Origin of the sequence: Glycomyces sp. NPDC046736 (genome assembly GCF_040645615.1) — a bacterium.
In the GTDB taxonomy this organism is placed as follows: Bacteria; Actinomycetota; Actinomycetes; order Mycobacteriales; family Micromonosporaceae; genus Glycomyces.
The window spans coordinates 122,598-135,793 of the sequence record NZ_JBEYYO010000009.1 but is presented as its reverse complement, the minus strand read 5'-3'; the positions used below and the strand labels follow the sequence as shown (position 1 = coordinate 135,793).

The 13,196-nt window shown below is 69.3% G+C and carries 14 protein-coding genes; 4 read left to right on the top strand and 10 right to left on the bottom strand.

Annotated elements, in window-relative coordinates; translation table 11 throughout:
• Nucleotides 1–37 precede the first annotated feature (37 nt).
• From AB0B28_RS11415 to AB0B28_RS11405, 3 genes are all read right to left on the bottom strand, one after another.
• Nucleotides 38–469 (bottom strand): hypothetical protein, encoded by a 432-nt coding sequence (locus tag AB0B28_RS11415; protein ID WP_360119739.1) that lies wholly within the window; start codon nucleotides 467–469, stop codon nucleotides 38–40.
• A gap of 121 nt (nucleotides 470–590) precedes the next feature.
• Nucleotides 591–1,058 carry a ribose-5-phosphate isomerase gene (locus tag AB0B28_RS11410; RefSeq protein WP_360119737.1) on the bottom strand — a complete coding sequence of 156 codons (468 nt, stop codon included), beginning with the start codon at nucleotides 1,056–1,058 and terminating at the stop codon, nucleotides 591–593.
• Between the two features lie 11 nt (nucleotides 1,059–1,069).
• Nucleotides 1,070–2,308, bottom strand: a complete 1,239-nt coding sequence (locus AB0B28_RS11405) for a DUF1015 family protein (RefSeq protein ID WP_360119735.1) — start codon at nucleotides 2,306–2,308, stop codon at nucleotides 1,070–1,072.
• A 122-nt stretch (nucleotides 2,309–2,430) separates the two neighbouring features.
• On the opposite strand from AB0B28_RS11405, the gene pepN reads away from it, so the two are divergent.
• On the top strand, nucleotides 2,431–4,971 hold the full coding sequence (gene pepN, locus AB0B28_RS11400; protein ID WP_360119733.1) for an aminopeptidase N: 2,541 nt from the start codon (nucleotides 2,431–2,433) through the stop codon (nucleotides 4,969–4,971).
• A gap of 122 nt (nucleotides 4,972–5,093) precedes the next feature.
• A complete protein-coding gene (locus AB0B28_RS11395) occupies nucleotides 5,094–6,008 on the top strand; it encodes a hypothetical protein (protein WP_360119731.1) in 915 nt (304 codons plus the stop codon).
• Nucleotides 6,009–6,059: 51 nt separating this feature from the next.
• Here AB0B28_RS11395 and AB0B28_RS11390 read toward each other — a convergent pair whose 3' ends face one another.
• The 3 genes from AB0B28_RS11390 to AB0B28_RS11380 form a co-directional block, all read right to left on the bottom strand.
• Nucleotides 6,060–6,494 carry a DUF5130 family protein gene (locus tag AB0B28_RS11390; RefSeq protein WP_360119729.1) on the bottom strand — a complete coding sequence of 145 codons (435 nt, stop codon included), beginning with the start codon at nucleotides 6,492–6,494 and terminating at the stop codon, nucleotides 6,060–6,062.
• Nucleotides 6,481–6,735: a hypothetical protein gene (locus AB0B28_RS11385; RefSeq protein ID WP_360119727.1), complete on the bottom strand. Its 255-nt coding sequence runs from the start codon at nucleotides 6,733–6,735 to the stop codon at nucleotides 6,481–6,483. Before AB0B28_RS11385 ends, AB0B28_RS11390 begins: the two co-directional genes overlap by 14 nt.
• A 231-nt stretch (nucleotides 6,736–6,966) precedes the next feature.
• Nucleotides 6,967–7,476 carry an HNH endonuclease gene (locus AB0B28_RS11380; protein WP_360119824.1) on the bottom strand — a complete coding sequence of 170 codons (510 nt, stop codon included), beginning with the start codon at nucleotides 7,474–7,476 and terminating at the stop codon, nucleotides 6,967–6,969.
• 269 nt (nucleotides 7,477–7,745) lie between these two features.
• On the opposite strand from AB0B28_RS11380, the gene AB0B28_RS11375 reads away from it, so the two are divergent.
• Nucleotides 7,746–8,756 (top strand): mechanosensitive ion channel family protein, encoded by a 1,011-nt coding sequence (locus AB0B28_RS11375; RefSeq protein WP_360119725.1) that lies wholly within the window; start codon nucleotides 7,746–7,748, stop codon nucleotides 8,754–8,756.
• A gap of 76 nt (nucleotides 8,757–8,832) precedes the next feature.
• Nucleotides 8,833–9,273 carry a globin gene (locus AB0B28_RS11370; protein WP_360119723.1) on the top strand — a complete coding sequence of 147 codons (441 nt, stop codon included), beginning with the start codon at nucleotides 8,833–8,835 and terminating at the stop codon, nucleotides 9,271–9,273.
• Between the two features lie 152 nt (nucleotides 9,274–9,425).
• Here AB0B28_RS11370 and AB0B28_RS11365 read toward each other — a convergent pair whose 3' ends face one another.
• The 4 genes from AB0B28_RS11365 to ettA all read right to left on the bottom strand — a co-directional run bounded on the left by AB0B28_RS11365 (nucleotide 9,426) and on the right by ettA (nucleotide 13,190).
• On the bottom strand, nucleotides 9,426–10,217 hold the full coding sequence (locus tag AB0B28_RS11365) for a YbjN domain-containing protein (RefSeq protein WP_360119721.1): 792 nt from the start codon (nucleotides 10,215–10,217) through the stop codon (nucleotides 9,426–9,428).
• A 318-nt stretch (nucleotides 10,218–10,535) separates the two neighbouring features.
• Nucleotides 10,536–11,099 (bottom strand): hypothetical protein, encoded by a 564-nt coding sequence (locus AB0B28_RS11360; protein ID WP_360119719.1) that lies wholly within the window; start codon nucleotides 11,097–11,099, stop codon nucleotides 10,536–10,538.
• Between the two features lie 7 nt (nucleotides 11,100–11,106).
• Nucleotides 11,107–11,508, bottom strand: a complete 402-nt coding sequence (locus AB0B28_RS11355) for a thioesterase family protein (protein WP_360119717.1) — start codon at nucleotides 11,506–11,508, stop codon at nucleotides 11,107–11,109.
• A gap of 2 nt (nucleotides 11,509–11,510) precedes the next feature.
• Nucleotides 11,511–13,190: an energy-dependent translational throttle protein EttA gene (gene ettA, locus AB0B28_RS11350; RefSeq protein WP_360119715.1), complete on the bottom strand. Its 1,680-nt coding sequence runs from the start codon at nucleotides 13,188–13,190 to the stop codon at nucleotides 11,511–11,513.
• Nucleotides 13,191–13,196 lie beyond the last annotated feature (6 nt).

Below are 13,196 nucleotides of genomic sequence, written 5' to 3'. Positions count from 1 at the left end.
GCATCGTCTCAGCCGACAACCGAACGGCCCCCAGGCGTCAGCGCCCCGAACCCCACGGGCTCTCGGCCGCCTGCGGCGAGGGCTGCGATCCGAAACCGCCCGCCGAGGGCTGCCCGTAGGAGCTGGCGGGCGGGGCCGGGGCCTGCGAGGAGCCCATCGGCTCGAACACCGAGGAGGTCTGGGCGGGGACCTGGGTCGCTGCGGCGGGCGGGACGCGGTCGAGGCTTCCGGCCTGAGCGGGGGCCGGGGCGGCCGAGCCGTGGCGCGAGAGCGCCCACAGCGCCGGGGAGAGGGCCACGGCGAGCACGCCGAAGCCGATGGCCCAGGACTCGACCGGGGCGGCCGGGTCGATCACCGGCAGTTCGATGTCGACCAGGTGGGCGAGGAGCGAGGCGGCCAGGAACACGAGGGCTCCCAGGAGGCAGATCACTTGCAGGATCTGAAGGAGAACGCGAAAACCCTTGGACATGTGTCGACGCTACCAACGCGTGTCCAATAACTCCATACGGCCAGATCCGAATTCTCCTGATTTTCGACGCGGACAGGCCCGGGCCGGAGCCCGGGCCTGTACGTAGCGATGTCGTTGTGGTTTAAGGAAGTTCGGGAAGCTCGTGGGTGGTCTCCCACGCGGTCAGCATGTCGATGCGCCTCTGGTGGCGCTCGGCGCCGGAGAACGGCTCGTCCACGAACGCGTCGGCGAAGGCCGTGGCCTCCTCCAGCGAGTGCATGCGGCCGCCGATGGCGACCACGTTCGCGTCGTTGTGCTGGCGGCCGAGCTTGGCGGTCTCCACGCTCCAGGCCAGCGCCGCGCGGGCGCCGGGGACCTTGTTCGCGGCGATCTGCTCGCCGTTGCCCGAGCCGCCGACGACGATGCCGAGGCTGCCGGGGTCGGCCACCACGCGCGAGGCGGCGTGGAGGCAGAACGGCGGGTAGTCGTCGTCGGCGTCGTACTGGTGGGGGCCCACGTCGACGACCTCGAAGCCGCGGCCGGACAGGTGCTTGACCAGGTGGTCCTTGAGTTCGAGGCCCGCGTGGTCGGAACCGAGATAGATACGCACGGGAACAGACCTTAGCCCTTCGGAAGCTCGGCGATGGCCAGACCTGCGCGGGCCTTGGGCACGAACCAGGTCGACTTGCGCGGCATCTTCAGCCGCTGGAGGTTGACGTCGATGAAGTCGGGCACGGTGACCGGGGCGATGAGGATCGCCAGGTCGGCCTTGCCCGCGTCGACCTGCTCGGCCAGCCACGACGCGGGGTAGTCGCCGCCGACGTAGGTGATGCGCTTGTCCCCCGCGTCCCAGCCGAGGAGGCCGGTGAAGACCTCGTTCTCGACCTGGGTGTGGTCGAGGCGGTCCACGACGGAGCCTTCGGTCGCGGGAAAGGCGATCTCCCAGGTGCGGCCCTGGCCGTAGACGACCACGGTGCCGCCCGCGGCAGGGGTCTGGGGCGGGCCGTCGAGCTCGGTCACCGAGGCGCCGATCTGGCCGATCTGCTCCACCAGCTGCGCGGCCGAGCCGGGCAGGCCCTTGACGAGGCGGTGGTAGGGGCGGATGACCACGGACTGGGGGGTGGTGATCACCGCGAGGAAGCGGTCGAGGCCGCCGACCTGCGCGGCGAGCGAGCGGTGGTTGCCGTCGGCGACGATGAGGTCGCCGTCCCCGGCGAGCGCGGCGAGGGCCTCGCCCGCTTCGCCGCCGATCGCCCAGATCTCGTGCGAGCGGCCGGACTCGTCCACGTCGACCGCGACCGGGTCGCCGGCGCCCGCGATGGCGGCGGCCACGGCCGCGTGCAGCTCCTCGCCGCGGGTGGACTGGAGCAGCAGGACGGGGCTGAGCAGGTGGCGCAGGCGCTGGTTGAGCTCGTTGCGCTGCTTGACCTTCTCGATGAACACGTCCTCGTTGCGGATGACCTTCCCGGGCTCCTCGGCGGAGGAGGAGATCTCGGCGGTGTCCACGAGGCAGTACACGCCGTACGCCACCGGCTCCTCGCCGCCGGAGATCCGGTAGGCCACGGCCACGTCGCCGAACGCGGCGAAGCGCCCGGCCTCCTTGAGGGCCGCGAGGCGCTCTTGGGCGCTCGGGAGGGCCTGCTCGAAGGTCAACTCGGCGGCCACCGCCTCGGGCGTGTGGGCGGGCATCTCGACGCCCAGCATGGACGCGGGATTGGCCTCGATGATCCGGGTGATCTCGGTTTCGTCGGGGAACTCGTCGTAATTCTTCGCGCCAGTGGATCCACTCACGCCGACGCCTGCGGAGGCGTAATTGTGCGTGGCGAGCCAGGCCTGGTCGATCGGGTGCGCAGCAGTCACGCCACGAGCGTAATCGAACCCTCCGCCCCAGCCCGTGGCCGCCGAGTGAACTCCCGGGATGTGACACACTTCTTTCATAATCCGAACCCTTGAGGCTGGACCTCTGAGCGACAGGAGGCACTGTGGCGGCAACGCACATTCTGACCCGAGACGAGGCGCGGCGCAGGGCCGAGCTCTTGTCCGTCGACTCCTACACCGTGGAGCTCGACCTGACCGGGCACGAGCGGGGAGACACCTTCAGCTCACGCACCTCCGTCAAGTTCGCCAGCGCCGAAGCGGGCGCTGAGACGTTCATCGAGATCGCCGCCGAGCGGATCGAGGACGCCTACCTGAACGGCGAGCCGGTCGACATCTCGGGCTTCGACCCGAAGGCCGGGCTGCGGATCACCGGCCTGGCCGAGCAGAACGAGCTGGTCGTCAACGCGATCTGCGCGTACTCCACCGACGGGCAGGGCCTGCACCGCATGGTCGACCCGGTCGATGAGGAGACGTACCTGTACTCGCAGTTCGAGGTCGCCGACGCCCAGCGCGTCTACGCGTGCTTCGACCAGCCGGACCTGAAGGCCGCCTTCACGTTCCAGGTGCGCACCCCCGAGCACTGGACCGTGATCTCCAACATGCCGGCGGCCAGCGAGACCGTGATCGAGGCGATCGCCACCAAGGTCACACTGTTCGAAGAGTCAGTGCGGATGAGCCCGTACATCACCGCGATCTGCGCGGGCCCGTACTTCGGCGTCCACGAGACGCACGACGGGATCGACCTGGGCCTGTACTGCCGCCAGTCCATGAAGGAGCACCTCGACCCCGAAGGGGTCTTCGAGGTCACCCGCCAGGGCTTCGACCACTTCCACGAGCACTTCGGGGTCCGCTACCCGCTGCCGAAGTACGACCAGATCTTCGCGCCCGAGTACAACTTCGGCGCGATGGAGAACTTCGGCTGCATCACGATCGCCGAGGCCTCGTTCCTGTTCCGCAGCCAGGTCACCGACTTCGAGCTGGAGCAGCGCGCGAACGTCATCCTCCACGAGATGGCGCACATGTGGTTCGGCGACCTGGTGACGATGCGCTGGTGGGACGACCTGTGGCTCAACGAGTCCTTCGCCGAGTGGGCCAGCCACTGGGCCAATGTGGAGGCCACCCGCTTCGACGGCGCGTGGACCACGTTCCTGTCGGCGCGCAAGAACTGGGGCTACGGCGCCGACCAGCAGCCGACCACGCACCCGGTCTACACCGACGCGAACGACACCGAGGAGATCCAGGCCAACTTCGACGGGATCACCTACTCCAAGGGCGCCTCGATCCTCAAGCAGCTGGTCGCCTACGTCGGGATCGACCCGTTCCTGGCGGGCCTGCGGGCCTACTTCGCCAAGCACCAGTTCGGCAACGCGGTGTTCTCCGACCTGCTCGGGGAGCTGGAGACCGCGAGCGGCAAGCCGCTCCAGGACTTCGCCGACACGTGGCTGCGCACGGCCGGGGTCTCGACCCTGCGCCCCGAGGTCGAAGTGGACGCTGCGGGGAACTACACCTCGGTCACGGTCCTCCAGGAGGTCCCGGCCGAGCACCCCACCCACCGCACGCACCGCATCGCGATCGGCCTGTACGACCTCGAAGGCGACGCCCTGGTGCGCCGCGACCGGATCGAGGTCGACGTCGAGGGCGCGGCCACCGCGATCGGGGCGCTGGCGGGCGTGAAGCAGCCGGACCTGCTGCTGCTCAACGACGACGACCTGACGTACGCGAAGCTGCGCTTGGACGAGCGGAGCCTGGCCACGGCGATCGAGCACACCTCGGCGCTGGGCGACTCGCTCGCTCGGGCGCTGATCTGGGCCGCCGCGTGGGACATGCTGCGCGACGCCGAGCTGGCCGCGACGCAGTTCGTGGCGCTGGGCGCGAAGAGCCTGACGGCCGAGGACGACATCAACATCGTCACGGTCGCGCAGCGGCAGGTCGCCGGGTCGCTGGCCTACGCCGACCCGTCGCACAAGGCGGCGCTGCGCGAGCAGTGGGCGCAGGCCGCGAAGGGCGCCATGGACGCCGCCGCGCCGGGCTCGGACCCGCAGCGGTCGTGGGCGAAGGCCTACGCGTCCGCGTCGCGTTCGGAAGCGGACCTGGGCCGCGTGGCCGGGTGGCTCGAAGGCACCGACGTGCCCGAAGGGCTCGCCGTCGACGCGGACCTGCGCTGGGCGCTGCTGACGGTGCTCGTGGCCACCGGTACGGTGGGCGAGGACGCCATCGACGCCGAACTCGACCGCGACGACACCGCCGACGGCAAGCGCCTGGCGTTCACCGCCCGGGCCGTGGTCCCGACCGCTGAGGCCAAGGAGCGCGCTTGGGAGCGGATCGTCGACCCGAACTCCGAGAACTGGGTTCGCCGGTCCTCGATGCTCGGGTTCGCGCCGCTCGACCAGGCCGACCTGGTGCGCCCGTACCTGCGGCCGTACCTGGACGCGGTGCCGGTGCTGTGGGAGAAGCTCGGCGCGCAGCAGGCTGTGGAGTTCTCCAAGCTGGCGTTCCCGTCGAACCTGATCGAGGCCGAGACGCTCGACGTGCTCGACGCGTGGCTGGCCGAGGAGCGGCCCGCGCCGGTCAAGCGCGGCGTGGCCGAGGGCCGGGCCGACACCGCCCGGGCCCTGAAGGGCCGGGAGCTCGACGCCTCCGCGTAAGCAGACCGCTCGGGGCTTCGTGACTGACAAGGTCACGGAGCCCCGAGTGCTTTTCACGCCGTTGATAAGCTGCCCCCTGTCCGCCTTCCGCCCCTGGGCGGCGATGAATGGAGAGAGCAGTCTTGTCCGCGCTTTTGCCGGTGGCCGTGCTGAGTGCCACCCTGGTCGCGTTGTTCGGGATCGTGCTGCCGCTGCTGCTGCTCGGCCCCGTCCTCGCCTCGCGCAGCCGCCCGCAGCCGCAGCAGTTGCTGTTCGCCGTCGTGCTGCTCATCCCCACCGTCGCAGTCGGTTCGGTGTTCCTGTCCTGGTGGGCGGTGGACTGGCTGCGCCGCTACGACGTGCCCGCGCCCGAACTGGTCGGCATCGGCCTCGTGGTCGCGGCCGTGGTCGGCCTCATGGCCCCGCTGCGCCTGCCCGGCGGCACGGGCCCGTTCTGGCTCAAGCCGATGCTGGGGTTCCTCTCGGGCGTCCTGGTCCCCATGTCGCTCATCTGGAGCATCGGGGCCGGGCTGCACGAGGTGGCCGCGACCGGGATCGGGGTGCTGGTCCTGGCGGTCCTGGTGGTGGTGTTCCGGGTCGTGGCCAAGCCGCTGGCCGAGAAACGCCAGGCCAAGCAGATCCGGACCTCGGTGCGGCGCTTCCAAGGCCAGCTCGTGGACGTGCGGGACTGGACGCTCACCGGGGCGCGGGGCGACGCCGACCGGATCCTCCTGACCTACTCCGGCGAGTCCGGAGGCAAGCCCCTGGGCGCGGCGCTCGTGCTCAAGCGGGACATGGACTGGGTCCCGCAGGCCAAGGAGAACGAGGCGGCGGTGTTCGAGCTCGCGAAGGGCCTCAGCGGCCAGCCGACCGAGGCGGTCCTGGCCCAGAAGCAGATCGGCTCGCCCGCCACGCTGACGATGCGCATCCCCGGCACCACGATCCTCTCGATCCGCGAGACCGTGGCCGACTCGCTCTCGTGGGTCGAGTTCATCTCGGGGATCGAGCTCACCGACGCCGACGGCCTGCTCGACCACCAGCAGCCCGTCAAGGACTGATAGACGCGAAAGCGGCCCGGAAGCCGAGCTTCCGGGCCGCTTCTCGCTGTTCTAGCTGCCTTGGGCGGTCTCGGCGAGCATCCGCAGGCCGGTGACGATGCCGCCGGAGAGCTGCCCGGCGCCGAAGGCCGCCTCCATCGAGAACACCACGAGGGCCGCGGAGCGGTCCGGGATCTTCTCGCGGGCGATCTGGCCGGTGACGATCTCCAGCTCGCGCTGCTCGGGCGAGACGGCGATGAGCACCGAGCGGGCCGGGTCGGCGAGGCGCTCGTGGAGCGCTTCGGCCGCGCCGCGGATCGGGTCGTGCAGCGGCCCGACGTAGACGCTGTAGTGCAGGCCGCCGCCGTCGCGCTCGGCCACGGAGAGGGCCTCGTCGAGGTGCAGCAGCTCCTTGACGTCGAACGGGCCGTCGAGGACGGCCGGCTTGACCTCTTCGGGGCTGGCGTCGACGCCTTCGACGATCGCGACCTCGTTACCACTTGCCATGCGAGCCTCCCTTGGGTCCACTGGCGACTGCCTCGCCGGCACCGGACTCGATCGCGGTGCGGCCGTGGTCGCCTTCGTCCGCGACGTTGCGGGCGACGAACCACACGGGCTTGAAGTTGAAGGGCTCGCCCGCGCGGTAGCGGGACTGCGGCCTCGGGTGGCGCAGGAAGATCACGGCGAAGACCGCGACCACAACCAGGATCGGGGCGCCGAACAGTATCAGCAAGTCCTGGAATGTCATATTGCTCCCCTAAATACAGGTACAGGGTGGCTCCGCCAATCACGCGACAAGCAGGCGCGGTGGCCGAGCCTCAGCCTAATCCAATTACGCCCCTCACATCGCCGCAGGTGGCGGCAAGGTGGGACGCGGGCCACGAACCGCGACACGGCGAAGGCCCGCCGACCGGGTCGCAGCACCGATCGACGGGCCTCAGTACACGCGACGTCGCGCGCTCAGTCCGATGGGGAGTGATCAAGAAAGGTGGGCGCGGGCTTTCTCGTGGCGCGGGAGCCAGGCCTCCCAGGCCGGGTCCGGGCGTCGTTGCCCGCGGAAGCCCCGCAGTTGCCAGCCGTTGGGGGGCCGCGGAATCCGCGGGAGCCGCCAGCCGAGCTCGGCGAGGGTCCGGTCGCTCTTGCGGTGGTTGCAGGGGGCGCACGCCGCCACGACGTTGTCCCACGTGTGCGTGCCGCCGCGGGAGCGGGGCACCACGTGGTCGATGGTCTCGGCCGCGACGCCGCAGTAGACGCAGCGCCAGTCGTCGCGGGCGAACACGCCGCGACGCGAGGGGCTCGCGCCGACCTGGCGGGGGATCGCCACGTAGCGGTTGAGGCGGACCACCGAGGGGACGGGGATGTGCATGGTTTCGGAGCGCAGAAAACCGTCACCAGGAGTGACGGTTTCGGCTTTGCGCGTGAGCAGCAGCACTGCCGCCCGCTTCACCGGTATCACGCACAGCGGCTCGTAGCTCTGATTGAGGACCAGCGCCGAGCCGAGTCCGACCGCTCCATGTGTGAAGACATTCGGATGCGCCCCTGGGGAAGGGTCATCGCTGTCGCGCGTGCTCCTATGTCGAGGACCTATCACGGTGTCGTACCTCCAAGCCATCGGTCCCGTCAAGTTTGACCTAAATCTCAGAAAATTGCACCCTGGTTCCGTGGGATCTTCGATGACGAGCGCATATCGTCTGTTCGAACCATCGGTGGACGCGGGCAACGCGATCGGGCCGGTGCCGGAGTAAGAGAAGGATGAACGTGGAACTGCTTGCGGCCGCCGACGAGCCCTCGCCCTGCGAACCGGGGTTCAACTCCTGCACCTTGCTGTGGAAGATCACCGGGAACGAAGCGCTCTCACTCGACACCGGCGTGGTCCTCGACAAGATCGGCCAAGTGCTGCTGATCATCTTGGCCGCGAGCCTGTTGCGGTGGATCGTCAACCGCTCGATCGCGCGGATCATCAGGCAGGTCACGGCCGTCAAGGGCCCGCAGCCGATCGCCGAACTGGCCGAGAAGCTGAGCGCCTCGGCCGGGAGGCGCATGGAGATCGTGGGCGACCGCTCGGCCAAACGCGCCGAGACGCTCACCGGGGTGCTCCAGCACGTCTCGGGCATCATCATCTACTCGATCGCGTTCATGCTGGTGCTCAGCGCCTTCAGCGTGAACCTGGCCCCGATCCTGGCCAGCGCCGGGATCGCCGGCATCGCGATCGGCTTCGGGGCCCAGAACCTGGTGCAGGACTACCTGGCCGGGATCTTCATCCTGCTCGAAGACCAGTACGGGGTGGGCGACATCGTCGACGTGGGCGACGCCTCGGGCACGGTGGTCGACATGGGCCTGCGGGTGACCACATTGCGGTCGCTGGACGGCACCCTGTGGTACGTGCGCAACGGGCAGATCATGCGCGTGGGCAACTCCAGCCAGAGCTGGGCCTATGTGGTGGTGGACACACCGCTGCCGCCGAACGCCGATGTGGACACCGCCGGGGACCGGATCCAAGAGGTCGCCGAGGCGTTCGTCGAGGACGAGGCCTGGAGCGACTACGTCCTGGCCGAGCCCGAGTACCTCGGCCCGGTCGAGGTCACGATCGACGAGATCAAGGTGCGCCTGGGGGTGCGCACCACCTCCGACAAGCAGTGGGCCGCCGGGCGGGAGCTGCGGCTGCGCATCAACGAGGCGCTGCGCGAGGCGGGGATCGTGGACCCGAACGGGACCGGCCGGATCTATGTGCCGCGCGCCACTGCGGGCGGGGACGACGGGGCCGCATAGGTGATGTGCGGCCCAATCGGTGTGACTCGTGCCGGATCGCCTTCCCAGTCGGGGCCGCCCTTGGCACGATTGACAGATGCCTAGTGACAGCCCGCGTGCCGTCGTGCCGATCTCCTCGAAGGTGCCGGCGCCGAACGGCCAGTCCGCCCCCCAGTCCTTCTACGAGGCCGTGGGCGGCGAGGAGACCTTCGACCGCCTCGTGAACTCGTTCTACGAGCAGGTGGCCACGGACCCGATCATGCGGCCCATGTACCCCGAAGCGGACCTCGCCCCGGCGGCCCGCCGCCTGAAGATGTTCCTGGAGCAGTACTGGGGCGGCCCGCACACCTACTCCGAGGAGCGGGGCCACCCGCGCCTGCGAATGCGCCACGCGCCCTTCACGATCGGCGAGCGCGAACGCGACGCCTGGCTGCGCTGCATGCGCCACGCCATGGACGAGGTGGCGCTGGCTCCCGAGTACGACAAGGCGATGTGGGAGTACATGGAGCGGGCGGCGGATTTCATGCGGAACGCATGAAACAGAAAGCGCAGTATGCGGAACGCATGAAGCTTGTGCACAGTATGCGGAACGCGTGAAGCCTGAGGGCAGTATGCGGAACGCTTAGAACACAGACGAAACGAACGGGGCCCGAACGCATCAGCGTTCGGGCCCCGTCGACGTTTACCGGGTTACAGCAGCTCGCCTTCGAGCCATTCGACGAACGTGCCGGAGATGGCGGTGCCGCAGTCGATGAGCTCTTCGAGGAGCGCGGTGGTGATGCCGGGGCGCACGGGGACCTGGATCTCGCCGAAGACCGGGAGCGCGCCCGATTCGGTCGGCTCGCCCAGGTAGGCCTTGAGGAAGCGGCGGGTGCGGTTCCATTCGTTCATGGCCGCGTAGCCGCGCTCGGCCCATTCGCGGGGGACGGTCTGGTAGGCGCGGGCGCGCAGGACCAGGATGTCGGCGTCGGGGCCTTCGGCGCGGACCTGGACGATGTGGCGCTCCCACAGGGCGACGATGCCGCCGTTCTCGTCCATGAGGTAGCGGATCTCGAGGTTCTTCAGCGCCGCGGTGATGCGGTCGCTGGCGAGCGGGGCGGGCTCGTCGCGGGCGTCCGCGGCGATCTGCTCCAGGTCGGTGATGAAGTCCGGGTCGATCTCGGCGAGGTCGGCCTTGATGAGGTGCCAGCGCTCGACCTCGGAGATCTGCTCCTCTTCGGGGCCGAGGAGGAGCTGCTCCGCGGTGAGCTCGTGGCGGAGCTCGCGGTCGGCGAGGTCGAGTTCGACCTCGTCGTGCTCATCGGTCGCGACCTCGGTGCCGGGCGCGCTCTGCTCGGCGCGCGGGCTGGGCACCGCGTTCGGCTGGCTGCCCCGCGCCTGGGCGCGTTCGGCCGATCCGCCGAGCTCGCTGTCGGTCGGGGCGATCACCTCGTTGATCGACTCCTGCTGTGCGTCGCGCTTTCTGCTGCGCCACCATGCCATGACGTTGTCCGCCTTCCCACCCAAAATGCGAATCAATGGCAGTGATTGGGTATTGCGTTGGCATTCCTGCTTGGCTGAACCTTTGGATGTGATTGGTTGTGCTTCGCCGGGCATTGCCAAGTTACGTCGTGTTGCAGTGAGCAGACTAGGGACTCGGAGCGACTTGGCACAACCGTCAGGGAATCCTGTCTGAAAGTATGAACCTTCGCGCGTTTGTTCGCAGGCCCGTCCTGGGTACTGTCACGGGTTTCATACGTTTCCCCGGGCCAGTGGGCTCCCATCCTCCGGACGTCGGAAATCGGTCACCGCCCGTTCGGGTCACAGCAGGGGCAGACCGCGGTCGCGGTCCCAGACCGCGCCGAACGTCGCGGCCAGGCCCATGCGCCGCCCGGATTTGAGCACCCGCACCGGTTCGGCGCCGAGGAATCCCATGCGGCACAAGGCGGCCACGAGCCGGAACTCGACGTCGCCGCCGTCCTCGCCTTCGACGTGGAGCGCCACATGGTCGAGCAGGGCGTCCCTCAGCCGCCGGTCGCCGATGCCCTGGCCGCGCCGCTCGGTGAGGGCGGCGGCGGCCTTGCGGTCGAGGTCGGCGACGAGCGCCGCGGGAACGGTCTCGACGGTGTCCCAAGGCTGCTGCGGGAGCCGCCCGCGCCAGGCCGCGGCCGGGCGGGGCTCGGCGGCCCCGGCGGCCAGGTCGGCGGCCCGGTAGACCCCTTCAGGGAGCGCCTCGGGCCCCGCAGCCGCCTCGCGTACCGCGAGGACGCCGATGGGCAGCGCGGCCCACAGGCGGCCCTCGCGGGCGAGCACGAGCGCGTCGGGGTCGAGGCGGGCGGTGCGGGCGGCGAAGGCCGCGTCGTCACCTGGGGCGGTGCGGTCCATCGGGCGGTCAGTCGGTCCAGCGTTCGAGGAAGGCGCGCTCCTCGGGCGTGATGCGGCGGGGCCGCTGCGTCGCGGTGTCGAACGGGACCATCACGGACTTGGCCTTGAGCGAGAGCTTGTCGTTCGCGAACAGCTCGTAGGCGAACGCGAACGAGGAGTTCCCGATCCGGTCGATCCACAGCTCGACGCGGGTCTGGGCCGGAACCACGACCGGCAGCAGGAAGTCGACCTCGTGGCGGGCCACCACGACGCCCTCGCGGAAGCCGGAGATCCCGGCCGCTTCGGCGGTGGAGAACATCATGGCCACCCGGGCCTCTTCGAGCAGCACCATGAACTGGTTGTTATTGACGTGGCCGAACGCGTCCATGTCCGACCAGCGCAGCGCGACTTCGGCGGTGTAGCGGGCCACGGCTAGTCCCGGGTCAGCTTGCGGTGGGTGACGCGGTGCGGCTTGGCCGCTTCGACGCCGAGGCGGTCGATCTTGTTCTTCTCGTAGGACTCGAAGTTGCCCTCGAACCAGAACCAGGCGGGCTCGCCGGTGGCCGGGTCGCCCTCCCACGCGAGGATGTGGGTGGCGACCTTGTCGAGGAAGGCCCGGTCGTGGGAGATGACCACGGCGCAGCCGGGGAACTCCAGGAGGGCGTTCTCCAGGCTGGAGAGGGTCTCGACGTCGAGGTCGTTGGTGGGCTCGTCCAGGAGCAGCACGTTGCCGCCCTCTTTGAGGGTGAGCGCGAGGTTGAGGCGGTTGCGCTCGCCGCCGGAGAGGACCTTGGTGGGCTTCTGCTGGTCGGGGCCCTTGAAGCCGAACGCGGCGATGTAGGCGCGGCTGGGCATCTCGACCTTGCCGACCATGAGGTAGTCCAGGCCGTCGGAGACGACCTCCCACACCGACTTGTCGCCGTCCAGACCGGCCCGGTTCTGGTCCACATAGGACAGCTGCACGGTGCCGCCGACGTTGACCTCGCCCGAGTCGGGCTTCTCCAGGCCCACGATGGTCTTGAACAGCGTGGTCTTGCCGACGCCGTTGGGGCCGATGATGCCCACGATGCCGTTGCGCGGCAGCGAGAAGCTCAGGCCGTTGATGAGGGTGTTGCCGTCGAAGCCCTTGTAGAGGTCCTTGACCTCGATGACGCTCGACCCCAGGCGCGGGCCCGGCGGGATCTGGATCTCCTCGAAGTCGAGTTTTCGGGTCTTGTCGGCCTCGGCGGCCATCTCCTCGTACCGGCCCAGGCGGGCCTTGGACTTGGTCTGGCGGGCCTTGGCGTTGGAGCGGACCCATTCGAGCTCGTCCTTGAGGCGCTTCTGGAGCTTGGAGTCCTTGCGGCCCTCCACCTTCATGCGCTCGGCCTTCTTCTCCAGGTAGGTGGAGTAGTTGCCTTCGTAGGGGTAGGTGCGGCCGCGGTCGAGTTCGAGGATCCACTCGGCCACGTTGTCGAGGAAGTACCGGTCGTGGGTGATGGCGATGACCGCGCCGGGGTAGGACGCGAGGTGGCGCTCCAGCCACAGCACCGACTCGGCGTCGAGGTGGTTGGTGGGCTCGTCGAGCAGCAGCAGGTCGGGCTCTTCGAGCAGGAGCTTGCACAGCGCCACGCGGCGGCGCTCACCGCCGGAGAGGTGGTCGACGACCTCGTCGCCGGGCGGGCAGCGCAGCGCGTCCATGGCCTGTTCGAGCTTGGAGTCCAGCTCCCAGGCGTTCGCGGCGTCCAGCTCCTCCTGGAGGCGGCCCATCTCGGCCATGAGCTCGTCGGTGTAGTCGGTGGCCATCTCCATGGCGACCTCGTTGAACCGGTCGAGCTTCGCCTGGATCGGGGCCACGGCCTCCTGGACGTTCTCCATCACGGTCTTGCCCTCGCTCAGCGGCGGCTCCTGCGCGAGCAGGCCCACGGTCGCGCCCGCGGCGAGCTTGGCCTCGCCGTTGGAGACCTGGTCGATGCCCGCCATGATCTTGAGCAGGCTCGACTTGCCGGCGCCGTTGGGGCCGACCACGCCGATCTTCGCTCCCGGGTTGAACCAGAGGTTGACGTCATCGAGGATGACCTTGTCACCATGCGCCTTGCGGGCTTTTTCCAGGGAGAAGATGAACTGCGCCACGCTGAT